Source organism: Pseudomonas sp. MF7453 (assembly GCF_016405455.1).
In the GTDB taxonomy this organism is placed as follows: Bacteria; Pseudomonadota; Gammaproteobacteria; order Pseudomonadales; family Pseudomonadaceae; genus Aquipseudomonas; species Aquipseudomonas paralactis.
This window is the reverse complement of sequence record NZ_JAEKCN010000025.1, coordinates 31,483-54,188: the sequence shown is the minus strand read 5'-3', so window position 1 is coordinate 54,188 and position 22,706 is coordinate 31,483. Positions and strand designations below refer to the sequence as shown.

Annotated in this window: 29 protein-coding genes and 1 pseudogene; 12 read left to right on the top strand and 18 right to left on the bottom strand. The window is 57.7% G+C overall.

Annotated features, from left to right (window positions below):
• Positions 1 to 331: 331 nt before the first annotated feature.
• Positions 332 to 1,177 (top strand): AraC family transcriptional regulator, encoded by an 846-nt coding sequence (locus JFT63_RS27085; RefSeq protein ID WP_003464995.1) that lies wholly within the window; start codon positions 332 to 334, stop codon positions 1,175 to 1,177.
• Positions 1,178 to 1,206: 29 nt separating this feature from the next.
• Here JFT63_RS27085 and JFT63_RS27080 read toward each other — a convergent pair whose 3' ends face one another.
• The gene (locus tag JFT63_RS27080; RefSeq protein ID WP_003464991.1) at positions 1,207 to 1,725 is read right to left on the bottom strand and encodes a YkgB family protein; all 519 of its coding nucleotides are present in this window, start codon (positions 1,723 to 1,725) and stop codon (positions 1,207 to 1,209) included.
• 730 nt (positions 1,726 to 2,455) lie between these two features.
• Here JFT63_RS27080 and sdhC point away from each other — a divergent pair.
• On the top strand, positions 2,456 to 2,830 hold the full coding sequence (sdhC, locus tag JFT63_RS27075; RefSeq protein WP_005005993.1) for a succinate dehydrogenase, cytochrome b556 subunit: 375 nt from the start codon (positions 2,456 to 2,458) through the stop codon (positions 2,828 to 2,830).
• Between the two features lie 860 nt (positions 2,831 to 3,690).
• On the opposite strand, the gene JFT63_RS27070 is transcribed toward sdhC, so the two are convergent.
• The 5 genes from JFT63_RS27070 to JFT63_RS27050 all read right to left on the bottom strand — a co-directional run bounded on the left by JFT63_RS27070 (position 3,691) and on the right by JFT63_RS27050 (position 6,588).
• On the bottom strand, positions 3,691 to 3,957 hold the full coding sequence (locus tag JFT63_RS27070) for a hypothetical protein (protein WP_003464988.1): 267 nt from the start codon (positions 3,955 to 3,957) through the stop codon (positions 3,691 to 3,693).
• Between the two features lie 169 nt (positions 3,958 to 4,126).
• Positions 4,127 to 4,408 carry a DUF427 domain-containing protein gene (locus JFT63_RS27065; protein ID WP_003464986.1) on the bottom strand — a complete coding sequence of 94 codons (282 nt, stop codon included), beginning with the start codon at positions 4,406 to 4,408 and terminating at the stop codon, positions 4,127 to 4,129.
• Positions 4,409 to 4,475: 67 nt separating this feature from the next.
• A complete protein-coding gene (grxC, locus tag JFT63_RS27060) occupies positions 4,476 to 4,748 on the bottom strand; it encodes a glutaredoxin 3 (protein ID WP_005005995.1) in 273 nt (90 codons plus the stop codon).
• Positions 4,749 to 5,201: 453 nt separating this feature from the next.
• On the bottom strand, positions 5,202 to 5,948 hold the full coding sequence (locus JFT63_RS27055) for a ferredoxin reductase (RefSeq protein ID WP_002118292.1): 747 nt from the start codon (positions 5,946 to 5,948) through the stop codon (positions 5,202 to 5,204).
• Positions 5,941 to 6,588, bottom strand: a complete 648-nt coding sequence (locus JFT63_RS27050; RefSeq protein WP_002118288.1) for a sulfite oxidase-like oxidoreductase — start codon at positions 6,586 to 6,588, stop codon at positions 5,941 to 5,943. The genes JFT63_RS27055 and JFT63_RS27050 overlap by 8 nt, the downstream gene beginning before the upstream one ends.
• Before the next feature lie 422 nt (positions 6,589 to 7,010).
• Between JFT63_RS27050 and JFT63_RS27045 the strand changes: the two genes are divergently transcribed.
• Positions 7,011 to 7,481, top strand: coding sequence for a TlpA family protein disulfide reductase (locus tag JFT63_RS27045; protein ID WP_003464979.1), 471 nt, complete (start codon positions 7,011 to 7,013; stop codon positions 7,479 to 7,481).
• 325 nt (positions 7,482 to 7,806) lie between these two features.
• Here JFT63_RS27045 and JFT63_RS27040 read toward each other — a convergent pair whose 3' ends face one another.
• From JFT63_RS27040 to JFT63_RS27030, 3 genes are all read right to left on the bottom strand, one after another.
• A complete protein-coding gene (locus JFT63_RS27040) occupies positions 7,807 to 8,097 on the bottom strand; it encodes a DUF1330 domain-containing protein (protein WP_005005999.1) in 291 nt (96 codons plus the stop codon).
• A 61-nt stretch (positions 8,098 to 8,158) separates the two neighbouring features.
• Entirely contained in the window at positions 8,159 to 8,590 is a 432-nt protein-coding gene (locus JFT63_RS27035) for a GlcG/HbpS family heme-binding protein (RefSeq protein ID WP_005006001.1), read from the bottom strand.
• 72 nt (positions 8,591 to 8,662) lie between these two features.
• Positions 8,663 to 9,676, bottom strand: coding sequence for a zinc-binding alcohol dehydrogenase family protein (locus JFT63_RS27030; protein WP_002118279.1), 1,014 nt, complete (start codon positions 9,674 to 9,676; stop codon positions 8,663 to 8,665).
• 75 nt (positions 9,677 to 9,751) lie between these two features.
• On the opposite strand from JFT63_RS27030, the gene JFT63_RS27025 reads away from it, so the two are divergent.
• Positions 9,752 to 9,919: a hypothetical protein gene (locus JFT63_RS27025; protein WP_016487060.1), complete on the top strand. Its 168-nt coding sequence runs from the start codon at positions 9,752 to 9,754 to the stop codon at positions 9,917 to 9,919.
• Positions 9,920 to 10,123: 204 nt separating this feature from the next.
• On the opposite strand, the gene JFT63_RS27020 is transcribed toward JFT63_RS27025, so the two are convergent.
• From JFT63_RS27020 to JFT63_RS29990, 8 genes and pseudogenes are all read right to left on the bottom strand, one after another.
• Positions 10,124 to 11,092: a magnesium and cobalt transport protein CorA gene (locus JFT63_RS27020; protein ID WP_003464971.1), complete on the bottom strand. Its 969-nt coding sequence runs from the start codon at positions 11,090 to 11,092 to the stop codon at positions 10,124 to 10,126.
• A complete protein-coding gene (locus tag JFT63_RS27015) occupies positions 11,089 to 11,793 on the bottom strand; it encodes a glutathione S-transferase N-terminal domain-containing protein (RefSeq protein ID WP_003464969.1) in 705 nt (234 codons plus the stop codon). Before JFT63_RS27015 ends, JFT63_RS27020 begins: the two co-directional genes overlap by 4 nt.
• A 140-nt stretch (positions 11,794 to 11,933) precedes the next feature.
• The gene (gene msrA, locus JFT63_RS27010; protein ID WP_003464967.1) at positions 11,934 to 12,473 is read right to left on the bottom strand and encodes a peptide-methionine (S)-S-oxide reductase MsrA; all 540 of its coding nucleotides are present in this window, start codon (positions 12,471 to 12,473) and stop codon (positions 11,934 to 11,936) included.
• A gap of 1 nt (position 12,474) precedes the next feature.
• The gene (gene msrB, locus JFT63_RS27005; protein ID WP_003464965.1) at positions 12,475 to 12,918 is read right to left on the bottom strand and encodes a peptide-methionine (R)-S-oxide reductase MsrB; all 444 of its coding nucleotides are present in this window, start codon (positions 12,916 to 12,918) and stop codon (positions 12,475 to 12,477) included.
• A gap of 282 nt (positions 12,919 to 13,200) precedes the next feature.
• Positions 13,201 to 14,322, bottom strand: a complete 1,122-nt coding sequence (locus tag JFT63_RS27000) for an ISAs1-like element ISPa60 family transposase (protein ID WP_010455375.1) — start codon at positions 14,320 to 14,322, stop codon at positions 13,201 to 13,203.
• A gap of 354 nt (positions 14,323 to 14,676) precedes the next feature.
• On the bottom strand, positions 14,677 to 15,480 hold the full coding sequence (gene istB, locus JFT63_RS26995) for an IS21-like element ISPst3 family helper ATPase IstB (RefSeq protein ID WP_010454871.1): 804 nt from the start codon (positions 15,478 to 15,480) through the stop codon (positions 14,677 to 14,679).
• On the bottom strand, positions 15,473 to 16,972 hold the full coding sequence (gene istA / locus JFT63_RS26990; RefSeq protein WP_024012635.1) for an IS21-like element ISPst3 family transposase: 1,500 nt from the start codon (positions 16,970 to 16,972) through the stop codon (positions 15,473 to 15,475). Before istA ends, istB begins: the two co-directional genes overlap by 8 nt.
• A 104-nt stretch (positions 16,973 to 17,076) precedes the next feature.
• Positions 17,077 to 17,169: pseudogene (locus JFT63_RS29990) on the bottom strand (mercuric transporter MerT family protein); the annotation flags it as partial.
• Between the two features lie 74 nt (positions 17,170 to 17,243).
• Between JFT63_RS29990 and merR the strand changes: the two are divergent.
• From merR to JFT63_RS26970, 3 genes are all read left to right on the top strand, one after another.
• Complete coding sequence (merR, locus tag JFT63_RS26980; RefSeq protein WP_010466370.1) at positions 17,244 to 17,642, top strand: Hg(II)-responsive transcriptional regulator; 399 nt, start codon at positions 17,244 to 17,246, stop codon at positions 17,640 to 17,642.
• 683 nt (positions 17,643 to 18,325) lie between these two features.
• Entirely contained in the window at positions 18,326 to 19,627 is a 1,302-nt protein-coding gene (gene iscB / locus JFT63_RS26975; RefSeq protein ID WP_233102426.1) for an RNA-guided endonuclease IscB, read from the top strand.
• Positions 19,628 to 19,674: 47 nt separating this feature from the next.
• Positions 19,675 to 20,070 (top strand): hypothetical protein, encoded by a 396-nt coding sequence (locus JFT63_RS26970; protein ID WP_047296792.1) that lies wholly within the window; start codon positions 19,675 to 19,677, stop codon positions 20,068 to 20,070.
• A 15-nt stretch (positions 20,071 to 20,085) separates the two neighbouring features.
• Here the strand turns inward: JFT63_RS26970 and JFT63_RS26965 are convergent, their stop codons facing one another.
• Positions 20,086 to 20,805 carry a hypothetical protein gene (locus JFT63_RS26965; RefSeq protein ID WP_198845132.1) on the bottom strand — a complete coding sequence of 240 codons (720 nt, stop codon included), beginning with the start codon at positions 20,803 to 20,805 and terminating at the stop codon, positions 20,086 to 20,088.
• 121 nt (positions 20,806 to 20,926) lie between these two features.
• On the opposite strand from JFT63_RS26965, the gene JFT63_RS26960 reads away from it, so the two are divergent.
• The 5 genes from JFT63_RS26960 to JFT63_RS26940 are packed head-to-tail and all read left to right on the top strand — an operon-like array spanning position 20,927 to position 22,671.
• Complete coding sequence (locus JFT63_RS26960; RefSeq protein ID WP_169838420.1) at positions 20,927 to 21,427, top strand: hypothetical protein; 501 nt, start codon at positions 20,927 to 20,929, stop codon at positions 21,425 to 21,427.
• A 53-nt stretch (positions 21,428 to 21,480) separates the two neighbouring features.
• Positions 21,481 to 21,720: a hypothetical protein gene (locus tag JFT63_RS26955; protein ID WP_033045051.1), complete on the top strand. Its 240-nt coding sequence runs from the start codon at positions 21,481 to 21,483 to the stop codon at positions 21,718 to 21,720.
• Positions 21,721 to 21,733: 13 nt separating this feature from the next.
• Entirely contained in the window at positions 21,734 to 22,018 is a 285-nt protein-coding gene (locus JFT63_RS26950) for a hypothetical protein (protein WP_102685589.1), read from the top strand.
• 14 nt (positions 22,019 to 22,032) lie between these two features.
• Complete coding sequence (locus tag JFT63_RS26945; RefSeq protein ID WP_033045049.1) at positions 22,033 to 22,308, top strand: hypothetical protein; 276 nt, start codon at positions 22,033 to 22,035, stop codon at positions 22,306 to 22,308.
• A 12-nt stretch (positions 22,309 to 22,320) separates the two neighbouring features.
• The gene (locus tag JFT63_RS26940; RefSeq protein ID WP_169838419.1) at positions 22,321 to 22,671 is read left to right on the top strand and encodes a hypothetical protein; all 351 of its coding nucleotides are present in this window, start codon (positions 22,321 to 22,323) and stop codon (positions 22,669 to 22,671) included.
• Positions 22,672 to 22,706 lie beyond the last annotated feature (35 nt).

The following is a 22,706-nucleotide window of genomic DNA, read 5'->3' as shown; positions in this document are numbered from 1 at the left end:
GGCGGCACATCCTGCTGAACGGGCATTACACCTTCCAGACTGACGGCAAGTTCATCGACCTGGATGCGCTCGTGGCGGGACTGGAGCTGGGCTGACGGAAATTTCTGGGATTCCGGCGTACAACCCCGTAAAATAGAAGAGTGAGCACTTGATTTGCTGGTGCTTTCAAACAACGGTGTTGTTTTTTTAACAGCCGAACTGGAAAGGGAGGCTGAGCTGCTCAGTGATCACTTTATCCGTTGGCTGATTTACGCCGGCATGTTCGCTACAGGCACTGAACGACAACGCAGATGGTATGGTCTGTGCGTTCTGACTCGTCAAGGATCGGCCAATGGATCGTTTGTCTAATTTGCTCTCGCGGTTCGGCGTGCGGGCCAATCTGTTCTATGACGGCGACCTATGCGGCTCTGCATCTTACGATGGCGCCGAGCGGCGAGGTTATATCCATCTGCTTCAGGCCGGCAGCGTGACGTTGCTTGGTCCCGATCGCAAGGATTTGCAGCTCACTCGCCCTAGCTTGATTTTTATGCCACGCCCCGCCAAGCATCAATTGTTTGCGGGTGAGTCCGATGGCGCAAAGTTGTTGTGTGCTTCCATGGAGTTTGAGGGCGGAATTGATAATCCTTTGTCGGCTTCATTACCGGACTGTTTGGTGCTCGCACTCGATGATCTGCCCATGCTGGCAGACACGTTGGAGTGGATGTTTGCCGAGGCGGCAAATGTGCATTGTGGAAGGGAAGCCGCGCTTGAGCGCTTATTTGAGCTCCTAATCATTCTGTTGCTCCGTTACCTGCTCGATCATCACCAGTTGCGCACCGGAATGATGGCTGGACTGGCCGACATGCGGCTTGCCCGATCGCTTTTACAGATGCACAACTCCCCGGAACATGCCTGGTCAATAGCAGAGCTGGCCAGTGAGTCAAATATGTCACGCGCTGCGTATGCCGTGCATTTCAAGAGTGTCATCGGACAGACGCCTGCTGATTATTTGTTGAGTTGGCGAGTTAGCCTGGCTCAGAAGCTGATGCGAGAAGGGCGCTCGATTACGCTGATTGCAGCTCAAGTCGGCTACGAAAGTCCTTCGGCGCTGTCTCGCGCATTTAGACGCAAGACGGGGTTGAGCCCTCGTGACTGGTTGAAAGATCTGGCGGGGGAAAATGATGGCAAAAAGGCCTAAGGCATTACTGCCTTAAGCCATTGAAAAAATTATGCATTAATTTTACGTTTTTCCAGTTCAACCAGCGAATGGCCTGCCACAAATATCGAAACAGCAAGCAACCCTAAGTCTTTAAGCAGAAACTGACCTGGCGCAACGGAAATCGCCGGAAACCCTAAACTAGGCTCAATGACGCCCGGAGTGGAAAACATAAAGCTAAGGGTTGTGAAGAACAGGCCTGCAGACAGAGCGCCTCCTACCACGGATAGTTTGGGCGACAGCATGCGGCCTGCGATCAGAGTGCCGATCGAAATCTCTAGTATGCCGAGCAGGCTGGAGAACATGTCGACCGAAAAAATGCTATACACCCATCCCAAAAGCGGGCTGTTGCTCACCAGTGGAACCAGGCCCTCGGCCTCGTAGTGGGTAAATTTCATGCCGCCGAACCAGAAGTAAATAATAGCGAGAGCCAAGTACGCGCCATAGATACCTAGCCCCATAGTTTTGGTTCCAAGCGTTAAGTGGGCCTGTACGCTGGACTTCGAGTTTTCAATGCCTATGGTTTTCATGTCTGAGCTTCCAGTAGTGAGTGAGAGTGTGTTGGCTGCCGAACGCCGTATGCGTTGGCGATGAGATTATTATGGCTGGCATCTCTAATCAAGAGGCATCAGAAAGTATTGATTTCAGTGCAGATCGTCTTGGGCGGTGCAATTCGCGATGAAGGGATCGCCGTGGAGAGCGATGAGTGCACTATTTCGATAAAGGAGTCGTTTTACATAGGTCGATGAAGCGCGTTGCGGCATCGCCTACTGTCATTTCTCAAATCTGACTATGGGGCTTGGGGCGAAGGGCGGCACTGACTAGGCTTAGAACAGCTACCAACTAGCCGCGCGGCCGCGATGCACAAAGAATGGTAACTGAGCCGTGAGTGCGGTGGGCGCCCGCATTTATTTCCAAACCCTACAGATACATCGATCTTCGACTTCAACCGGGCAGATAGCTGTTGCAGCAAGCCTATCAATCGACTTTGACGTGTTAAAGAGGATAGGTTTTCCAGGGTTGGGGAACAGCATGCCCTGCAGAACGACACACGTCACTTTTGTTAAATTAATAAGCTAGCTACCTATTGGGCATAACCTTGCAATTTGCTTCAATTTACGCACATGCACTTGCGACCTCAAAATGCAACGTAAGCCCCGAATATCTCCATTATTGTCGCCGCCAGCCTTAGTTACAGCTGCTATGATGAATGAGATCGAAAACTGAAATCCCCCACTAGAATTGTTGACTGGAGTCAAAATGAATAAAAAGCGGCCGGTTAATCTTGATATTCGAACCATTCAGCTTCCTCTCACGGCGCTTACATCGATTCTGCACCGGATTTCAGGAATTATGCTCTTTATTTTTCTGGGACTGATACTGTATATGCTGAGCAAATCGTTGGAGTCAGAAAAGGGTTTTAATGAAGTCAAGGAGATTTTTTCTTCACCTTTCGGCAAAGTTAGTTTCTGGTTGGTATACTCTTCATTTATTTATCATCTCGTAGCCGGAATTCGACACCTAGTTATGGATGTGGGTGTTGGTCATACTTTGAAAGGCAGCAATCGCGCCTCTACTATTGTTTTAGTAGTGTCGGGTGTTTTAATGGTTGCTGGCGCCGTATGGATTTGGTAGCTGTGGAGTCGTAATGCGTATTTACAAGGACTAAAAGCGTCCTTTAAAGCTAACTTACGAAAGTATTTATAATCGACGGTTCACGCTTAAACGGTTGAATCCTTTCGGGCTTCCGAATAGCTGTTAGCTGAAAGCTATCATGAGCTAAGTTTTCTGTGCGTCATCAAATGTGTTAATGGGAGCGCCATAGTACTAGGTACAAATATGGCTCTAGGACAATGTTAGATGTTTTGGATTTTGAGGCGGATCGCTCTTATCGAAGATCGTCTAATTCGCTCTGAAGCGCAGGTTTTTTGAAACTATCACCTGGTTGGCACACTGTGCGAATCAACATCAGATATGAGAAAGCCAATCAGGTGAACACTACCCTCGAGGGCTCATCTGTCCAGTTAAAGCCTCGAGTCTTTCTGGGTGCGCAAAAGACAAGAAGGTTATATGGGAAAATTATGAGGCCTGGATACCATGCGTCATGGGCGTGCCGATGCTGTGAGTGACAGAGCGAGAAGCAAGTGAAAGTCCCTGAAGTAGGGGCGGGATGCGCCCGAGTGGCATTTTTTGTCTTAAGGTAGATCGCGTAGCTGTTCTTCAGAATAATCTTCAGAGCGTTGACGACAGCCATCGCTGTGCATTCCTCAAGAATAGAATGTGTCGGAAGGGTGGCGTCATTGGTGTTAGTCATCGCTTAGGATTTCTCAATCTGGCTTACACGGGCGCCTGTACCGATATCCCCGCGGATGGCGACGTATCGATGTTGAATTCCTCGCCAGACGAAGTGCAATGAGCTGCGGCTATAGGCTTGCGCAGCCTTAGATAGCCGGCCGTCGCAGGCGCGCCGGTTGGCCGGGATCTTCTTCTGCCCGTCAGGTGTCCGGTCGGAACTCCAGCACGAACGCTACGACCTTTTCGGCGGACATTTCGCACGGCTTCAACAATGTCCTATCTGATGTAACGCGGAAGAGGTTGAAGCTGACAATGTCAGTCCCGTCCAACTCCCTGGCGAACAGACTGTTGCGACGTCCGTCCCCAGATCGCCGGACGATCAAGCTGAAACGCCGGCCTTCATAAGTCCCTTCTCTGTATCCCTCCGCAAGCTTCGCGAAAGCGGCATCGAACTCGGAATGCTCCATGTCATCCATCCTTATTGATAGAACAGAGGCGCGGCGGGTGCGAGACCGCCAGTGCCGGGTCGCGCTAAGGTGCCGGGCAGATTCCTGCAGCCGACGAGGCCCGGGGTGGGCAGGATAATTGAGATGTCGGCGCCCGCATGGCTATCAGCGAAGTCGTCCGTCCAGTCTGCTAGGCAACGTCCACGCCTTTCCAGAAAGCGATGTAATCCCGGATACCCTCGGCATCCGGAGTGGGGGCGGGATAGGTCCAAGCGGCGTTCACGTTGAGCGCGTCACCCGCGCGAACATGAAAGAAGCGCGCGGCGCCTTTGATCGGACAGACAGATGTGTGCGGGCTCATCTCAAGCAGGCTCAGGTCGACTCCTGACGGTGGGAAGTAGTGATTTCCCTCGACGATGACTGTTTCGTCGCTTGTGGCGATAGTAGTGTCTTTCCAGATGGCTGAGACCAACGGACTCTCCTTTTGTATTCATCAACCGGCGAAGGCTCGCGGGCTGGCTGCCCCAAGCCGCACCTCCTCAGGTGGCAGGCGGGTTGCGCCCGAGAAGTTTGTCGAGCTCGCCTCTGACATCGAGCGCGAATAGCTCATCGGAGCCACCGATAAGGGTGCCATTGATGAAGATCTGCGGCACGGAGCTTCGCCCCGACGCTTCCGCCATGGCCTGCCGGTGAGCCGGATCCGCCTCAATATCGAGCTCCTTCCATCGCACGCCCTTTTCCTTGAGGAGCGCCTTCGCTCGGCGGCAGAACGGGCACCAATTCGTGGTGTACAGCAATACATCAGTTGTCATATTGCATCTCCGGCAGTTGCACGCGGATCGCTGTCATGGCGTTGATCTCCAATTCGCGGCGTTCAAAGATGGCGACTGCACCTTGGCCGACATCGGAGCAGATGCTGACGATTGGCCGCTATCCAGGCGACATGGCCCAAAGTGCTTTCACCGCCAGGCAGAGGCCGCACGCGCCTCCTGTAGCGCCGAGCCGATGCTCTAAGGTAACCGAGCCTCGATTGGGACGGAAGCGGTCCCGCTCGAATCGCCCATCATGCTGGTCGAGCATATCAGGACGACGGATAGTGCAGGAACTTTCAAATTGAGCTTGATGTCGAGCCAGGTATCGCGAGCGAAGGCGTTCTAGAGGCCGGGGGGTACGAAGACTGTGTTCGGCAAAACGGTTCACGTTGATCGCCAAAGCTTCCCAGGGCGCACGTCTACGATCGGCGCGACGTGAGATAGCTCGCGCCGCTAGCCCCCGTAGCGCTCCGTCTTGATGATGGAGGCGTCCAAGCCCGCCAGCAGCGCGCTATCGGTTGCGATGTTGACGAATCCGTTAGACCCGCAGACGAACACTTGCGTCGGCTTTCCCTGAAGCCTGGTTAGAATTTCTTGGACCATCATGCCGTCGATCCGTCGCGCAAAGTCCGATGCGCGAACCGGTTTCTCGCGCGTAATCGCGAGCGCCAGGACGAACGCCGGATCGCTGATTTCGATGCAATGAAGTTCTTCTGAGAAGAGAACGTCCTCGGCGGTTCGTGCGGACAGGAGCAACGCTGTCGGAACGGCTTGGGCCAATGCGCGGCGCTGCCGGATCATTGCCATCAACGGCACGAGGCCGGAGCCTCCCCCGATCAACAGAACCGGATCTATGGCAGGCTCAGGCCAAAGGAAATGGCCACCGAGCGGACCGCGAACTTCGATTTCGTCACCAATCGCCGCGATGTCGTGAAAAAACGGCGAAACTTCGGCATCCGGCATGCGCTCGATAGCTATCTCGACGATCGGGGTCGAAACTGCCGATGACGCGATCGAGTAGCTGCGCATTGCACTGTAGCCGTCGGGCGCGGTCAGCCGGATATCGACGTGCTGACCTGCGGTGTGCGCGAACGGCTTGCTCAACCGAAGGAAGAAGCTCTTGATACTCGGTGTTTGCTGGATGATGTCGTCGATCACGCATGATTGCCACGAACGGACTTGCGCTTCGTTTTCAGTCATGGGTGTATCGTTGTTCGCGCCACGGATCGCCGTAGATGTGATAGCCGTGCAGCTCCCAAAAGCCGGCCTCGTCACGCGTCGTGAATTGCAGCGCATTCACCCATTTGGCGGATTTCCAGAAGTAAAGGTGCGGCACTAGAAGACGCGCCGGCCCCCCATGATCGCGGGAAAGTGGCTTGCCCGCATAACTGAGGGCGACCATCGCTTTCCCGGAAAGCAGATCCGTCAGAGGGACGTTTGTCGAATAATTATCGTAGCAGTGCGCCAAGACGAAATCGGTAGGCCGATCAAGCTCTGCATCTGCAAGGATGTCTTCAATGAGTACACCCTCCCAAACGGTATCCAGTTTGGACCAAGAGGTGACGCAGTGAATATCCTTTGTCACCTGGGTCTTTGGTAGAGTGTTGAATTCGCCCCAATTCCACGTTTTGACGGGCTTCGGACCAATTTTGACTGTGAATTTCCAGTCGGAGGGCTCTACCCTCGGCGTAGGGCCGGCCGACAGAACAGGGAAATCCTCCACCAGATGCTGACCTGGCGGAATCCGATCGGACTGGTCGCCTGAACCGCGACCGGTGAAACCTCTGGTGACCATAGTGACCCCTCTTGCTCGATACGGCAGACCGAAGCCGGCCTTCATTTCAGTACTCTGCGTAAAGCATTTGCCCGCACATCCGCCGAATAAGCCAATCGACTAAAAATCAGATACAGATGCTCTATCATCGTAAAAAATCGCGTATCGAACATAGCGTCAGGCCAGCATGATTCCCAATACCCAATGGCTATAGGGTAGATAACCCCAAGGCTGCGTACGCTGATCTGCGGTATGCGGAGCGGAAGTTGCAGGTTCGCTCTCAAACGGATGGGCAGCGTGCAAAGCTCAAGGCTCACCAGCGCATGGTTGCCCAGTTCGCGCTCGCCGGCAGCTTGAGTATATTAAGGACGAAATGTCGATCTGATCTATTCTGGCTTCAGGAAATAGGGAAAATAAGGTCGGACGTTCGCGCACCGTCGCGACGCGCGATCATCCACTAAGCTTCTGTATCGGGGTTGGAGGATCAGATGAACGAGATCGAACGACAAGCGCCTGAGCTGCGGGTGCAAAAATGGATTGGCAAAGATGGGGAAAGTATCGCGCCGTTCAAACTGTCAGATATCGGGCCCGGCCCGAAAATCTTGTTTGCCTTCCAGCATTGGTGCCAAGGTTGCCATTTGCATGGGTTTCCGACGCTACAAAAGTTGCATGCAGCGTTGAGCTCAAAAGACGTGGGGTTCGCAGTGATCCAGACCGTCTTCGAAGGAACGCATGAGAATACCTTCGAGAAGTTGCGCGTGAACCAGCTCAAGTATGAGCTTCCTATCGTTTTCGGTCACGACGAGCAACCGACCGGCTCGCCGTTTCCAACCTTCATGGAAGACTACCGCACACGAGGAACTCCGTGGTTTACGGTTATCGACGCTGGCGGTAGCATTGTTTTCTCGGACTTCCATCTCGACGCGGAGCGACTAGTGAAGCAACTTGAGCAAGGTTAATCGTTGGAAGGTGGGCAATCATCCTGATTGCCACCCATCCCCTGATGCCCACTACAGGCGTTGCGCGCTGTAACTCTGTTGATCAGCGTGCGAAAACCCGGATCCGGATAGGAGGAGCGTCAACGATTGAATCAATCCGTTGGGAGAGGGCGGCTCCGCTCCGTCAGCTCGGCAATAGATAACCCATTCTCGCCGAGCAACTCTCTGATCCGATCGACGATATGAGCCCCTAGCGCCGCTGTCTTGGTCCCCCCCACAGATTCCCAAGATGCGAGTTCACACGCCGATACCTCGTGGTCAGCGCCGAAGTGCTTCTGTCGGTATGTCACCGCCGCCCTTCAATGATAAAGGCGCGGTAACGGGAACCGGCAAAGCGTTGAGCAGCGATGGTTTGGTAGGCGGGACTGTCATACCAGTCGCGAGCGGCCTGCATCGTCGGGAAACGCAAGATTACGGCCCCTTCGATGGGCGGCCCCTCCAAATGCTGGATCGCGCCATAAGCGGCGAGAAAGGTAACGTCGTGACCATCGAACGATGGTCCGACGCCTGCAGAATAGGTTGCGAGTGCATGTGGGTCGCTGGTTTCTTCCCGCGTAAAGACGACGAACGCTTCCATCATTAGGCCTCTCAAAGGTTGGATCTGTTGGCCATTACCACCGGTGATGGCCTCACAGTCGTCAGGCTGGCAACTGGAACCCGATTTTCATGAGTGCCTCGACGCACGCATCCTGATCCTGCTGATAGTTGCCTCCGGAGATGCCTATGCCGCCGATCAACTTCCCATCCTCCAGAATCGGATAACCGCCGCCGACAGCGACCATCCGAGGGCGATAGGCTAGCGGCGCCACTTTTGGATCGTTGGTCACATAGTCGTTCCAGACATGGGTCGGGAACCCAAACGAGGCGGAACTCCAGGCCTTGTCGATGGCAACATCGACGGTAAGGAACGGCGCATCGTCGGTGCGCTCGAACGCGCGCAGGTTACCGGTGGCGTCGACGACGGCGACGGCAGCCGGGATGCCGATGGCACGGGCCGCAGCGAGCGCCGCGTCGATGAGGGCGACTGCGGTTTCGCGGTTGATCGAGGCGGTGGCAATAGATTTGGTCATGGGATTCTCATCGCTGGGGCATAACCCGTTCGGCTTTTTGAGGTTGGACAAGATGTTTGGCGATCGCGGTCGTTAGAAGCCTTCGAGGACGATCTTGCCTTTAGCCGCGCCACTTTCGATCAGTGCATGCACCGTCTTCAGATTGGCGGCATTGATCGGCGACAGTCGCCGGGTCAGCGTCGTGCGGATTTTGCCGTCGTCAACCAGCGCTGCCATCGCATCCAGAATCTCGCCCTGCTCATTCATGTCGGGCGTGCCGTAGATCGACCGCGTGAACATCAGCTCGTGGTGGATCGACACCGCCTTGCGCTTGAAAACCATGATATCGAATGCCTTGGGATCGTCGATCAGTCCGAACCGTCCTTGTGGGGCGATCAGTTCGGCGATGTCGGCGACATGTTGCTCGGTATGTGTGGTCGAAAAGACGAAAGCGGGAGCACCGATGCCGAGTTCGGCGATCTGTGGCGCGAGCGGACGAGAATGGTCGATGACGTGGTGAGCTCCAAGCCCTCTTACCCACTCTTGGGTTTCCGGTCGAGAGGCTGTGGCGATGACGGTGAGGTCCGTGCGCTGTCGCGCGATCTGGACGGCGATCGACCCAACCCCGCCCGCGCCACCGATGATGAGGATCGCCTCCGCCGCACCGGGTACGGGCTTCGCCACGTCCAGGCGGTCGAACATCGCCTCCCAGGCCGTCAACGTCGTCAGCGGCAGCGCCGCCGCTTCCGCCCAGGAGAGCGACGCAGGTTTGTGACCGACAATCCGGGCGTCGACGAGATGGAACTCCGCATTGGTACCGGGCCGTGTGATCGATCCGGCATAATAGACCTCGTCGCCTAACTCGAACTGCGTGACGTCGGGGCCGACCTCGCGCACAATCCCGGCGGCATCCCATCCCAGCACCTTCCAATCGCCATCTGCCGGCGGCGTGCTGTTGCGGACCTTGTAGTCGACCGGGTTGACCGAGACGGCCTTCACCTCAACCAGGATATCGTATCCTGCAGCGACAGGCCGAGGCAGATTGATGTCGACCAGCGCGGCATCCGCGGCGATGGGTCCCGGAACCTTGTAACCAATGGCTTTCATAAATGTCTCCAGCTTGCTTGATCGGATGACGCGAATGCTCGTTAGTCAACTTCTTCTACATTGAGGTCCCGACTCTTGAACTGGGTCGCGGTAGCAGATTTCATCGAACACGTCGATCAACAGGCCCTTATGCTCGGTCGCCGGATCGGTGATCGCGTAGAGGGTGGAGGCGTTATCGCCATCATCACCGCTTCCGAGGCGAAACGCCGCGTCGACGCAGATGCCGCACGGACCGATGGTTGATCCTGGCTCGAGATCGACGAGATTGCTGTCCTTGACGCGCTATTCGCGGTCTTAGCCCTTGGCGATGAAGGACTGAACTGCTTGTAGAGCGTCGGTCAGCTGCTATGTCATGGACGCACCTTCATCTTGAGTTGGATTGGACAAGCTTCCGTATAAGGCCCGCTGTAACCGTCAGATGACGGCGAAGAAAACGATGGGCAGTATTCACAGCCACTTAGCCTTCTTGAAGCGCACAAATAGGAAAACGCACGATATCGCTATCACTCCGAGCACGACAAAGTATCCGTAGGCCGTGTCCAGCTCCGGCATGTGCTTAAAGTTCATGCCGTATATTCCAGCGATCGCCGTCGGGACTGCCAGTATTGCCGCCCAAGCCGCCAGCTGGCGGGTGATCACCCCCGTCCTTTGCGCTTCAAGAAGGCTGCTGGCCTCAAAGACCGTGGACAGGACAAGCAGGAGGCCGTCGACCATGGACTGCACGCGGTGGACATGGTCCGCGACGTCGTGGAAATATGGTGTCATTTCGGCGCTGATGCAGGGAAAGTGGCCGCGAACGAGCTTTCGCACCAGCTCGGCCATAGCCCCGAGCGTGCGCTGGAACCGCGTGAGTTCGGACCTTAGTTCGAAGATTCGCGCCACCTCTTCTGGCCCGAGGAAATCGTGCAGCGACCGTCGCTCCATCGCCAGGACGTCGTCCTCGATCATTTCGAAGATGGGCAGATACTGGTCGACCACGCGATGCAAGATCGCGTGCAGCACATAGTCGACACCCTTGCCGAACTGCGTCGGCGATGCCTCGAGTTGCTCCCGAAGTTTGCCCAGCGCTCCGGCATTGCCGTGCCGCACGGTGATAAGGTGATTGTGACCGGTGAAGATCGCCATCTTGCCGTAGCTGATCCGGTCGCCGACCAGCTCGGCGGTCTGCGCGACGACGTACAACTCATCGTTGTAGACCTCGAGCTTGGGCGGGCACAGCGGGTGCATCGCGTTGTCGATCGCCAACGGATGAAGATTATATGTCCTTTGGATCGCGAGTAGTTCCTCGGGGGTGGGTTCGCTAAGCGCGATCCAGCAGAAGCCCGAGCGACTCTCGCCCAACTTGACGTGCTCATCGAGCGCGATTTCGCGAACTCGCTTGCCTTCGTTGTAATAATAGGCGGCGATGATGCTCATGCTGGCCTCGCGGGAATGTGGAGGCCACGCTGGACGGCCGGTCGAGCCAGCCCGCGTCCAAGCCATGCGCGGACGTTCGAAAAGCTGCTGAGGCCAAGGATGTCACCCGCAGCGTAGAATTCCACCAGCGCATTCACCCAGCCGAGCGTCGCGATGTCCGCGATCGAATAGTCGTCGACGATCCAGTCGCGGCCTTCCAGCCGGCGATCCAGAATCCCCAGCAGACGCGTGGATTCGTCGATAAAGCGCTGTTGCGGCCGCTTGTCCTCATAGTCCTTGCCGCCAAATCGCAGGAAGAAGCCGAGCTGACCGAACATCGGCCCGATGGCCGACATCTGAAAGAACACCCACGCTAGGGTCTCGTAACGCTGGCCTGGTTCGGTGGAGATGAACTGACCCGTCTTGTCGGCCAGATAGAGGAGGATCGCACCGGATTCCCATAAGGCGATGGGTCTACCGTCAGGGCCAGCCGGATCGATGATCGCCGGTATGCGTCCGTTCGGGTTCAGCGACACGAACGCCGGATCCTTCGACTCGTTGTTCGAGATGTCGATCAGGTGGGGCTCGTACGCCAGGCCAGTCTCCTCAAGCATGATCGAGACCTTGACGCCATTGGGCGTAGGGGCTGCGTAGAGTTGCAGGCGATCGGGATGAGATGCCGGCCAGCGCTGCGTGATCGGAAAGGACGAGAGGTCTGGCATAAATCTGCGATCCTGGTGTTGCGATGGCGACTGACTGGAACGAGCCGTCACTCTGAAGTAGGGTTCGATGACCGCGTCGCTGAACGACGCGGTCACGAAGATTGCGGACCGGATCGGCGCAGTGGCAACGGCAGTGAAGCCTATTCCGCCGCGGTCCCGGCCGCTGGCTGTACGTCGTCAACCTTTTGGCGCTTCGGAAGCACCCAGCCGGGACGGACGAAGTGGCAGGTGTAGCCGCCCGGGCGCTTCTCCAGATAATCCTGGTGATCGGGCTCGGCCTCCCAGAACTCGCCGACCGGCTGGACCTCGGTCACCACTTTGCCATCCCACAGCCCCGAGGCATCCACATCGGCGATCGTATCCTCGGCGACGCGCTTCTGCTCCTCGTCGACATAATAGATGCCCGACCGGTAGGAGAGCCCACGATCATTGCCCTGGCGGTTCAGCGTCGTCGGATCGTGGATCTGGAAGAAGAATTCCAGGATGTTCCGGTAGCTCGTCACTGTCGGGTCGAAGACAATCTCGATCCCCTCGGCATGCGTGCCGTGATTACGATACGTGGCGTTCGGAATATCGCCGCCCGTGTAACCCACACGGGTCGAGATGATGCCGGGCCGCTTGCGGATCAGATCCTGCATGCCCCAGAAACATCCTCCTGCGAGAACAGCGCGCTGATGCATGTTAAGCCTCCTCTACTTGATCGAGATATTCACCGTATCCCTCGGACTCCATCTCGTCGCGCGGGATGAAGCGAAGGGACGCTGAGTTGATGCAGTACCGCAGACCGCCGCGGTCGGAAGGACCATCGGGGAACACATGGCCGAGATGACTGTCTGCGTGTACTGACCTGACCTCCGTCCGGACCATGCCGTGTGCGCTGTCCCGCACCTCGTTCACGTTTGCCGAAACGATCGGCTTGGTGAAGCTGGGCCAGCCAGTACCCGAATCGAACTTGTCCGTCGAAGCGAACAGTGGCTCTCCCGACACTATGTCGACGTAGATGCCAGGCTCCTTGTTGTCGTTGTACTCGCCCGTGAAGGGCCTTTCGGTGCCCGCCTCCTGGGTAATTCGGTGTTGCTCGGGAGTCAGGTGGTCGATTGCTGTCTGTGACTTTTCAAACTTCATTACAGTCTCCAATACTTATCTAGAGGGCCAGGCACGCTACCGCTAATTTTTTATGTCTCCTGATTTGCTCCTACAATGGTAGTGGGATGGCAAACGAGGTTTTACTAAGTGTTGGAAAATTAGAGATTTAAATTTCGCGTCTATTAGTTCTAGCGCAACTGAGTGGTTAAGCAAGTACGTAATCAGTAAATATTAAAAAAATAACACAAAAGCACGATTATATAATACAGTGTCAGTGTTTTATGATAATCAACAACGCCTGTCAAGGCAATCGCATGAAGCTCACCTGAGACCTAATAGTTCAGCCCGATAATCATCAGAGGTTGCAGCAATCAGCCTTCGTGCCTTGATGCCACCCTTGCGCTTGACCGGATCCAACCGGATCAAATTCAATGTAAGTTGCTTGAGAACGGCCATGTTGTGGGCAGCATGCCCGGTTCGGATCCGCATCTGATCGTCACCAAAAATGACATCCATGCACCAGTGGACGCGGTTCTCCACGCCCCAGTGCGCCCTGATGGCATGTGCGATGCGCTCTGCATCCGGAGCAAGACTGCTGATGTAGTAACGGCGCTCCAGGCTGGTCTGGTTGCCCACAGTCCGCTCGGACTCCAGCATCACGAAAGTGCGCAGTCCTGGCCAGCGTTCTGGCTGTGGCAGGCACTGGAGTTGGTCGAAAACATGGCAGCGACGAACCTCCAGCCGGCCATGGTCCTTCTCGACATGCTCGAAGTGCGCATGGGGTACCCGGGCAGGATCGCCGTCCAAAAAGGTGTCAGCGAAGTCATCGATCGCTTCGGCCAGCTTCGGCTGGTTTCCCTTGATGGCCAGCAGATAGTGCGCCCCGCGATCGAGAATGGCCTGTGCAATGTCCGGCTGGGTACCCATGGCATCGATCGTCACGGTGCAGCCCTCAAGCGCCAGTGTGGCCAGCAGCTCAGGAATGGCGGTCTTCTCGTTGGACTTCTGGGAGGTCGCCCTCTGCCCGAGAATCAGCCCTGAATCAGCCGCAAAAGCGCTGACCAGGTGCAACGGGGCCGTGTTTTTCTTGCCGGAGCGGCGACTGGTCTTGCCGTCTAGGGCAACCACTTGCGGAGAAAGGGCCGGTAGGATCGCCGCAACCCAACAGCGGAAGGCCTGCTCGAACTCCTCTGGATCGATCAGGCTGAATAGCCGTCCAAAGGTGTCGTGTGAGGGAATGCCGTGGGGTAGTTTCAGAATACGGCGGAACCAGTCCAGCCGCTGCTCAGCCCAGAGTTCGATTTCGATGAAGGTGTCAGCGCCGGCAAGCACGCCGCAGATAGCCACGACCAGTGTTTCGACCAGGTCGTGACGAATCTTGCCCTGCTGACGGGGATCATTGATGGCGACCAGAACATCGGAGATTGGTATGTGATGCGACATTGCAGGGCATCCTGAGTAGAGAGGCGCTCAGGATGCCCGCTGGGAAAGGACTCATTCAAATCGGCAGGCGTTCATGCGATTGCCCTGCAACGCCTGTTTAGATGCTGGTAGATGCGAATTTTTTGGCGTACAGTCAAAATTTTCTGATGGTTGCTTAGTGTGTTGGCGCTGATGGAAAATTGACCCACCCTGCCGATTGAAATTTGACCCAGGGCGGATTGCTGATTTTGTTACCAGCAACTGTGGATAAGTCTACCAGCGCAGCTGCTGTTGCCCCCACTCCTTCGCTAGCCCAGTTCAGTTGTTTAAGACCTGCCACACGCAGCCATGTAGCAGGCCGTCGTCGCCATGAAATCAGAACGGCTCATCGTCCTCCGGTTCCTGGCCGCCCTTACGCTTTCGCTCCCGTGATTTGATCTTGGCCTGGGCCGCCAAGCTACTGTGTTGCAGGCGATAGGACTCGTTACCGGTTTCGACGATGTGGCAGTGGTGGGTCAGCCGATCCAGCAGGGCGGTGGTCATCTTGGCGTCGCCGAACACGCTCGACCATTCGGCGAAGCTCAGGTTGGTGGTGATCACCACGCTGGTGTGTTCGTACAGCTTGGATAGCAGGTGAAACAGCAACGCACCGCCGGCCTGGCTGAAGGGCAGATAACCCAGTTCGTCGAGGATGACCAGATCCATGCGCAGCAGAGCTTGGGCGATCCGCCCGGCTTTGCCGTCGTGCTTTTCGCGCTCCAGCAGATTGACCAGATCGACCGTGGAGTAGAAGCGCACGCGCTTGCCGTGCCGGGTGATGCCGGACACGGCCAGCGCAGTGGCCAGGTGGGTTTTACCGGTGCCAGGCCCACCGATCAGCACCACGTTCTGCGCGGTGTCGGTAAAGGCCAGACTGGCCAGTTCGCTGATCAAACGAGCGTCTGCGCTGGAGGCGCTGAAGTCGAAGCCGGCCAGGTCGCGGTGCATCGGCAGCTTGGCCATGTTCATCTGGTGGCTCACCGAGCGCATGGCGCGATCTGTGTGCTCTTGTTCCAGCAGGTGTTCGAGCAGCCACTTGGACGAGGCTGTGTTCGACTCACCCTGCGCAGTCAACTCCGCCCAGGCCGTGGCCATGCCGTGCAGGCGCAGCTCCTTGAGTTCCGCCATCAAATCACGCATGACCGATCTCCTCGGTCTGGCCACGCAGGCGGTCGTAGCGCGCCGTGTTAGCGACGGGGGCTTCCTTGAGCGACAAGTGGGTTTCGACGCTGGGTGGTGGTTCGGTCGCGGCCAGGCGCGCCACGACATTGAGGATGTGTTCGGCGCTCAGGCTGCCGCTTTCCAGTACCAGCTCAACAGCCACCAGCACCGCATCGAGCCCGGCGACCGGTACGGCAGCCAGAACTTGCGCCATGATCCGGTCACCGCCGGCATGACGCCCCAGACCGTGCTTAAGCTGACGCAGCGGCGCCGGCAGATCAGCAAAGGGCGCGCCGTTGCGCAGCGCACCGGGCTTGCGTTCGATCAGCGGGAGGTAGTGCTGCCAGTCATAGCTGACCTGGTCGCGATCCAGCAAGCGGACATGGCTGGCGATCAGCGCGTCGTCAGCCACCACCTCGATTCGCGTCGGATACAAACGGCTGCTGACCCACTTACCCGCATACTCACACGGCACCGAGTAGCGGTTGCGCCCGACGCTGACCAGGCAGGTGCTGGAGACCCGCGCAGGCCGCTCGACGTAACCGTCGAATGGCGCTGGCACAGGCATCAGTTCAGCGCGCTCCAACTCCAGCACTTCGGCCACACTCAGCCCGCTGTATTGAGGGTGCGTCAGCTCGTTCCAAAGCGCGCGGCAGCGCTGGCCCAGCCAGGCATTGAGTTCCTCGAAGGAGTGAAACTGGCAGTCCTGGGCGTCTAGCCAGATACGCCTGCGGCTGTCTTGCACGTTCTTTTCAACGATGCCCTTTTCCCAACCAGCGGCGACGTTGCAGAAGTCCGGATCGAACAGGTAATGCGCGCACATCACCGCAAAGCGCGCATTCACCGCCCGGCCTTTGCCCTTATTGACCTTGTCGACGGCGGTCTTCATGTTGTCGTAGATGCCCCGGCGCGGCACGCCGCCCAAGGAGCCGAACGAGCGTGTATGGGCGTCAAATAACATCTCATGGCCCTGGCTCGGATACGCCACAAGCCAGAACGCACGGCTGGCACACAGCTTCAGATGTGCCACCTGCATACGCCGGTAAATGCCGCCGACCAGCAAGCCTTCCTCGCTCCAGTCAAACTGAAACGCCTCGCCAAGAGCAAAGGTCAGCGGCACAAAGGCCTGCGACGCCTTGCCCTGTCCCCCTCGCCAGGCACGGATAAACGCGGTGAGCTGGCTGTAGCCACCGTCATAACCTTCGGCTTTGATTTGCGCCAACAGCGCCTTGGCACTGCGCCGCTGTTGCTTGGGCCGCAGCGAATCGGCTTTTAGCGCCTGCTCCAGCGTGGCGTGAAAAGGGCTGAGTTTGTTGAAGATCGCGCGGCGTTGGTAGACCGGCGGCTTGGCCTCAGGTGCTCTGACCCACTTGCGAATCGTGTTGCGCGCCAACCCGGTGCGCTTGGCTATCTCATGCAGCGACAGCTTGTCGCGGAAATACATCCGGCGAATTTTGCCCATCATTTCCATACTGATCACCCTGTGTTCTCCTGCTCAAAAATTGAGCAGAAGCAGTTGAACACCTGGGTCAGTTTTCAGTCGGCAGAACAGCCTCTACTGGGTCAGTTTTCGGTCAGCGGCAACAGCCCGACACAGCACACCGACGCACCGATGGCGGTCAGCGAACTCGCGACCAGCGAGCCTTTCCCGGTGAGTTGCATCCCCATTCCCATCTCCTGAGCCTGATTGCCTAGGTGCTATTCTAAACTCCGTACCAAAGTACGGAATCAAGGAGAAAGTGATGGCCACAGAGCTGACCATTGGCAAGCTGGCAGACGCCGCCGGGGTGAACGTCGAGACGATCCGCTACTACCAGCGACGCGGGCTGCTGGATGAACCAGCCAAACCCTTGGGTGGCCATCGGCGCTATCCGGTGGACATGGTGAAGCGACTGCGTTTCATCAAGCGGGCTCAGGCGCTGGGTTTCACGCTCTCGGAAGTCGGTGGACTGCTGACGCTGGATGAGTCGTGCGCCTGTGCCGAAACGCGAGCACGGGCTGCACGCAAGCTCGCGTTGATCGAGCAGAAGATGGCCGACTTGGTCGTCATGCAGCAACTGTTAGGCGAACTGGTGCAGCAATGTTATGCGGGAGACGGCGGAACGATCTGCCCGATCATCGAGGCACTGATCAGAGAGTAATGCCTGGCGGGTGAGCTGGAGATCGGAAAGCCCCTTTACGGTGGGATTCAGAGCTTACGTTGGTTTTTGGTTCCATTGCTCCCCAAACCCCAATACCTTGCATGGCTCATGTTCCTAGCCGGGGTGGCCAATGCCACGCTGATCTGGTCTGGGGTGTTCGCAGCCGCGCCTCAGGCCTTCCTGCTGCTTTTTGGCGGGCTTTTCGGCACCGCTGGCATCGCACTCCTCGGCTTACTCATGTTGGCCACCTGGTGCGCCCTGGGGTTGCTGCTGGCCGCTCTTACCCGCCGGGCGCTGGAGTGTCGGTCATGAGATTCAAGAAGTACCTGCTACGTCAGGAAAAACGCACTGTCACAGAGCGAGTCAACTACCCCGGCCTGAAGGTCGGAGCTTGTGAAAGCAGGCTGGGTTGACCAGGGAAAGCGGTATTAACCCGCTCCGTTTGCACCAGGTCGAACCGACCCACCCCGGAATGCTTCCTCAGTTCCGGGCACTGGAAGGTCGGGATCATGCTGGCGAAAGGTAAAACGCCGAAGATTCCGACCGCCGCGACAGCGGGAGCCGGGTGCAGACATTCCCGAGGGGAGCGAGCCGCAAGGCTCCGTCACCAGGCCCGTAAGGGCATAGTTCAAAGGAGGATCGCCGTGGCGGTCTATGTGTTGGATAAGACAGGCACGCCGTTGATGCCATGCAGCGAGAAGCGAGCGCGATTGTTGCTGGAGCGCGGTCGCGCCCGCATACACCGGCAGGTGCCGCTCGTGATCCGTCTAGTGGATCGGCGGCAGGCCGATAGCGCGCTGCAATCGCTGACGCTCAAGTTCGATCCGGGCAGCAAATTCACTGGCATTGCCTTGGTACGCCAGAAGGGCCAGCGGGTGTCTGTTCTCTCACTGATGGAATTGGCCCATCGGGGCGCAGCGATTCGCCAGGCCATGCAGCAGCGGGCGGCGTTTCGCCGTCGCCGCCGTGGTCAGAACCTGCGCCACCGCACACCGCGCTTCGACAACCGCACCCGGCCGGAAGGCTGGCTGCCGCCAAGCTTGCGCCACCGGCTGGACACCACGCTGGGCTGGGTCGGGCGGATGCGTAACTGGGCTCCGATCAGCGATCTGGCAGTCGAGCGGGTCAAGTTCGACATGCAGGCCATACAGAACCCGGAGATCAGCGGCGTCCAATACCAGCAGGGCGAGTTGGCCGGCTACGAGGTGCGTGAATACCTGCTGGAGAAGTGGGGCCGCTGCTGCGCCTACTGCGACGCTGAAAATACGCCGCTGGAGATCGAGCACATCGTTCCGCGCAGTGCCGGCGGCAGCGACCGGGTGCCCAACCTGACCCTGGCCTGCCGGCCCTGTAATCAGCGCAAGGGCAACCAGCCAGTCGAGGTGTTCCTGAAGGCCAGGCCAGAGCTGCTGGCCCGAATCAAGGCGAAAGCCAAAGTCCCACTTCGGGATGCCGCCGCCGTCAACGCCACCCGCAATGCCCTGTTCCGTGCCCTGCTGGATACCGGCCTGTCGGTCACCACGGGCACCGGGGCGCAAACCAAATTTAACCGACGATGCCTCGGCCTTCCGAAGACCCACGCGCTCGATGCAGCCAGTGTCGGTGAGATCAGGGCCATCGAGCACTGGCAACGCCCCACGCTGGCGATCAAGGCCACCGGACGCGGCGAGTACCAGCGCACCCGCCTTACCGCCCACGGTTTTCCACGCGGCTATTTGACCCGACAGAAACGCCATTTCGGTTTCCAGACCGGCGATCAGGTGCGCGCCGAGGTGCCGACCGGCAAAAAGGCTGGCACCCACCAGGGTCGCGTCGCCGTGCGCAAGACCGGCAGCTTCAACATCCAGACGCCTGATGGCGTAGTGCAGGGCATCCACCACCGCCACTGCACCCTGATCCAGCGAGCCGATGGCTACGCCTATTCCGACACCCCGACCGATAGCGCCCAACCCCAGAAGGAGGCAGCGAGAGCAGGGGCGCGCTGAGCGCGCCGCGCTATCCTCGCCGTTCAGGCAAGGTTTCTCGCCGCAAAATGATGAAGAAGGCCTTTGAGCGCAAACAGGCGCGGGAAGCTGAATCACTGCCACTCTTCGGCGATCAGATTCGCGAGATCCAGCACAGCTGGGAAGAAGAAAAGCGTCTGCGTGACCTTCACGAGGGCAAGGTCACCGACCGTATGCGTCAGAACCATGCCGCCGTGTGGCGTAAAGCACGAGCTGCGTATTTCGCCTTGAATGCAGAGACCCGAGCCAAATGCCGTGCAGCCTGGAACGCCTGGGTAGGCCCGAGCGACCCGCTGTACCTGATCTATGTCGTAAACCAGTTCAACGGCGTAGGTGCTGCCAGAGAGGCCAGAATGGCCGCAGACCGGCGGGCCTTGAACAGCCGAATCATGGCCCGCCTTCAGGCTCAGCCTGAATTGCTGTGAGAAGGTTTGCTGTGGCTACCTGCCGGCCGGCTTCTTCTTGACCGGCAATCTCTCTACGTTGGCCGAGTGCTCAATCGCTATTTGACGATGGACAAACTCCAGGAATTCTTGCGCCGTCCGGTGTTTTGGCTTCCAGCTTTCACACAAGCTAAGTGCGGCCGCGATGTCCGCCTTTGGACTCCCACTCTGCCGATAGTCGAGGGTTTCAGATAATCCGCGCACGATGTCTGTATGAGCGTAATCGACGTAGCCACCCAGTGCCTTTTCCTTGAGCGCTCGCTGTAGTCGCTCCTGATACTGACTTGTCATGGTTGGGACATCATAGAAATCCAGGATGAATTTCTCCTGGTGAAGCGCCATCGCCAGCGTTGTAATCCGTATTGCGTCCTCCGCCGTTGCCTGGGGCCTCCGGAATGCAGCTCTAACCTCGGCGTCAATCAGGGCCTTGCGAGCTTTAAGCCGAGCCTCCCTCTGCTTCTCCTCCCGGCGTTTGATCTCTTTGGCGTGCTCAACTCGAATATTGAGCGAGCGGACGATCTCTCCGGCCTTTCGGATCGCGTCAGCCTCTTCCGGCTCGAGGAGTTTATGCAGTGGGCCTCCCAACAATTTCTCAAGCTGGGTCGCCGTGCCAGAAAGCGCCGTTTGTTGGGCTTTCAGGCTAGCGGCGTTGTAATACTCCAGAACGGCCAGGACATCCTCCGCGCTGATTCTCCAGTGAATTTTATCTTTTCCCATTTTCACTCTTCGCTTGTCCGGGCAGCCAGTGCGTTCAATCCTGCTTCAGGCCAGGTGCTTGGGTTGTGCCTGGCAAGTGGGATAATCCATACATCTTAGTAGCTCTCCAACAGGAAAACCTATGCGCAGCGGGCTAGATTCGGCTGAGGATGACTTCAAAAAATGGCTCAGCCCTTCCGTGGTGGTTGACTCCTCGGGTTCTCCTTTGCTGCTGGAACATCGAACCAATGAGGAGTTCGACACCCTTGATCCGTGCAAAACGGTCGACGGTGGGCTTCATTTTGGTACCTCAGCACAGGCCTCTATGCGTGCAGGCAAGGGTTCCCGTGTCATCCGAGCCTATCTGAAGGCGAAGAATATTCGCCGAAGCAAAGATCGCGGCGGTAACTGGAAATCCATTATCGCGAGCGCCAAACGTGCGGGGATGGATGCAATCGTCTATCTCAATCGCTACGAAGGGCTCACCACTGAGGTGATTGAGCGGCTAAGCGCTAGTGGCGACCTCAGTCGGCTCGACGACATGACAGATGCGCAGTTTAGAAAGGTAGTGCCCGAGGCTCGGGACAGTTACATCGTGTTCAGTCAGGATCAGCTTTGGATTGAACGCGAACGCTCTGAATAGACACCCCAAACCCAACCGATAGCGACACCCAACCACAGAAGGAGAATGACCAAATGGCCGATCAACTGGATTACCTCGACGCATTGGCGCTGCGCGTGGCCAAGGGCGACCTTGACTGTGTTGGTGCCCTGAGTCGTGGCGAATACCTCTATGTCGCACTGGCCGCGAACAGCGCCGAGCTGCTGAACCAGAGCAATGACACTATCGCCGAAGCACTGGCCCGCCTGGGGCCTGAATGGACTGCGGCGCTGATCGAGCGCTGGCAGTACAAAGGCAATCCAGCCCGCTACTGAGGGAACTCGCCCCATGCGTGCCGACCTGCTAGACCGCTACATTGCCCGCCTGTGCGCTGAGTCGGCGGGCCTCGATTCGCTGCATATTGACGTGCCCTATATGGCCGGCCGCAAGCGCTACGAAGCCGGCAGGCCCTGGCCCAACCCGCTCGGCCTGGTCTACCGCGCGCAGCGTATCGCCCGCCTGGGTTATGCCGACGCCGCGCACGGCCGCCCGGTGCGGAAGCTGCGCGACAGCGCTGCGCCGGTTACTAACGTGACCTACCCAGCGCCTGACCCCGTGACCGTAACGAACTGAAAGGAACCCGCTCCATGCGAACCCTGACGCTGCCACTCAAAGGCGAGTATTTCGACGCGATCAAGGCTGGCGTCAAGCCGGAAGAATTTCGGGCTGCCACACCCTATTGGCGTCGGCGTTTGGAGGGGCAGAGCTTCGACCAGATAGAGCTGACACGTGGCTATCCGAAGCGCGGAGATGACGCACGAAGACTTGTGTTGCCCTGGAAGGGCTATCGCTTGACGACGATCGTTCATCCGCACTTTGGGGCAGATCCAGTCGAGGTTTTCGCCATTGATGTTTCGCGCTAAGGAAACGGTTCAGTGAATCCGATCAAGCAGCACTACCGACTGAAAAAACCATGTGCGAATTGCCCGTTCCTGAAGGAGGGAGCCATTCCGCTAAGCCGCGGGCGCTTGGAGGGGATTATTTCTACCCTGATCGAGGATGATCACTCGACTTTCCAGTGTCACAAGACCGTGCATTCAAAACGGGGTGGCAACTGGGACGATGAGGGGAACTATGAACCCTCGGGGCACGAGTCGATGTGCGCAGGCGCTGCGGCATACCTCATGAAGAAAGGCAGGCCGACCGTGGGTATGAGATTTGCCTTTGCCACTGGAGATGCTGCCCCCAGCGACTGGGATTCAGCGAGAGAAGTCGTGATCGACTGACAGCTTGGGATTCTTCGGGACAATGAGAAGTTGGT

Coding starts and splice junctions, on each gene's coding strand:
- JFT63_RS27055 (WP_002118292.1), bottom strand. CDS start 5,948: ATGACTGAAAACGAAGCGCAAGTCCGTTCGTGGCAATCATGCGTGATC.
- grxC (WP_005005995.1), bottom strand. CDS start 4,748: ATGACAACTGATGTATTGCTGTACACCACGAATTGGTGCCCGTTCTGC.
- JFT63_RS27070 (WP_003464988.1), bottom strand. CDS start 3,957: ATGGAGCATTCCGAGTTCGATGCCGCTTTCGCGAAGCTTGCGGAGGGA.
- JFT63_RS27050 (WP_002118288.1), bottom strand. CDS start 6,588: ATGAAGGCCGGCTTCGGTCTGCCGTATCGAGCAAGAGGGGTCACTATG.
- JFT63_RS27080 (WP_003464991.1), bottom strand. CDS start 1,725: ATGAAAACCATAGGCATTGAAAACTCGAAGTCCAGCGTACAGGCCCAC.
- JFT63_RS27000 (WP_010455375.1), bottom strand. CDS start 14,322: ATGTCGCATCACATACCAATCTCCGATGTTCTGGTCGCCATCAATGAT.
- msrA (WP_003464967.1), bottom strand. CDS start 12,473: ATGCATCAGCGCGCTGTTCTCGCAGGAGGATGTTTCTGGGGCATGCAG.
- JFT63_RS26960 (WP_169838420.1), top strand. CDS start 20,927: ATGCGCAGCGGGCTAGATTCGGCTGAGGATGACTTCAAAAAATGGCTC.
- JFT63_RS26955 (WP_033045051.1), top strand. CDS start 21,481: ATGGCCGATCAACTGGATTACCTCGACGCATTGGCGCTGCGCGTGGCC.
- JFT63_RS26970 (WP_047296792.1), top strand. CDS start 19,675: ATGATGAAGAAGGCCTTTGAGCGCAAACAGGCGCGGGAAGCTGAATCA.
- JFT63_RS26950 (WP_102685589.1), top strand. CDS start 21,734: ATGCGTGCCGACCTGCTAGACCGCTACATTGCCCGCCTGTGCGCTGAG.
- JFT63_RS27085 (WP_003464995.1), top strand. CDS start 332: ATGGATCGTTTGTCTAATTTGCTCTCGCGGTTCGGCGTGCGGGCCAAT.
- JFT63_RS27020 (WP_003464971.1), bottom strand. CDS start 11,092: ATGAGCATCATCGCCGCCTATTATTACAACGAAGGCAAGCGAGTTCGC.
- JFT63_RS26965 (WP_198845132.1), bottom strand. CDS start 20,805: ATGGGAAAAGATAAAATTCACTGGAGAATCAGCGCGGAGGATGTCCTG.
- JFT63_RS27045 (WP_003464979.1), top strand. CDS start 7,011: ATGAACGAGATCGAACGACAAGCGCCTGAGCTGCGGGTGCAAAAATGG.
- msrB (WP_003464965.1), bottom strand. CDS start 12,918: ATGAAGTTTGAAAAGTCACAGACAGCAATCGACCACCTGACTCCCGAG.
- JFT63_RS27035 (WP_005006001.1), bottom strand. CDS start 8,590: ATGACCAAATCTATTGCCACCGCCTCGATCAACCGCGAAACCGCAGTC.
- JFT63_RS27040 (WP_005005999.1), bottom strand. CDS start 8,097: ATGGAAGCGTTCGTCGTCTTTACGCGGGAAGAAACCAGCGACCCACAT.
- iscB (WP_233102426.1), top strand. CDS start 18,326: ATGCCATGCAGCGAGAAGCGAGCGCGATTGTTGCTGGAGCGCGGTCGC.
- JFT63_RS27030 (WP_002118279.1), bottom strand. CDS start 9,676: ATGAAAGCCATTGGTTACAAGGTTCCGGGACCCATCGCCGCGGATGCC.
- istB (WP_010454871.1), bottom strand. CDS start 15,480: ATGCGTGATTTGATGGCGGAACTCAAGGAGCTGCGCCTGCACGGCATG.
- sdhC (WP_005005993.1), top strand. CDS start 2,456: ATGAATAAAAAGCGGCCGGTTAATCTTGATATTCGAACCATTCAGCTT.
- JFT63_RS26945 (WP_033045049.1), top strand. CDS start 22,033: ATGCGAACCCTGACGCTGCCACTCAAAGGCGAGTATTTCGACGCGATC.
- istA (WP_024012635.1), bottom strand. CDS start 16,972: ATGGAAATGATGGGCAAAATTCGCCGGATGTATTTCCGCGACAAGCTG.
- merR (WP_010466370.1), top strand. CDS start 17,244: ATGGCCACAGAGCTGACCATTGGCAAGCTGGCAGACGCCGCCGGGGTG.
- JFT63_RS27015 (WP_003464969.1), bottom strand. CDS start 11,793: ATGCCAGACCTCTCGTCCTTTCCGATCACGCAGCGCTGGCCGGCATCT.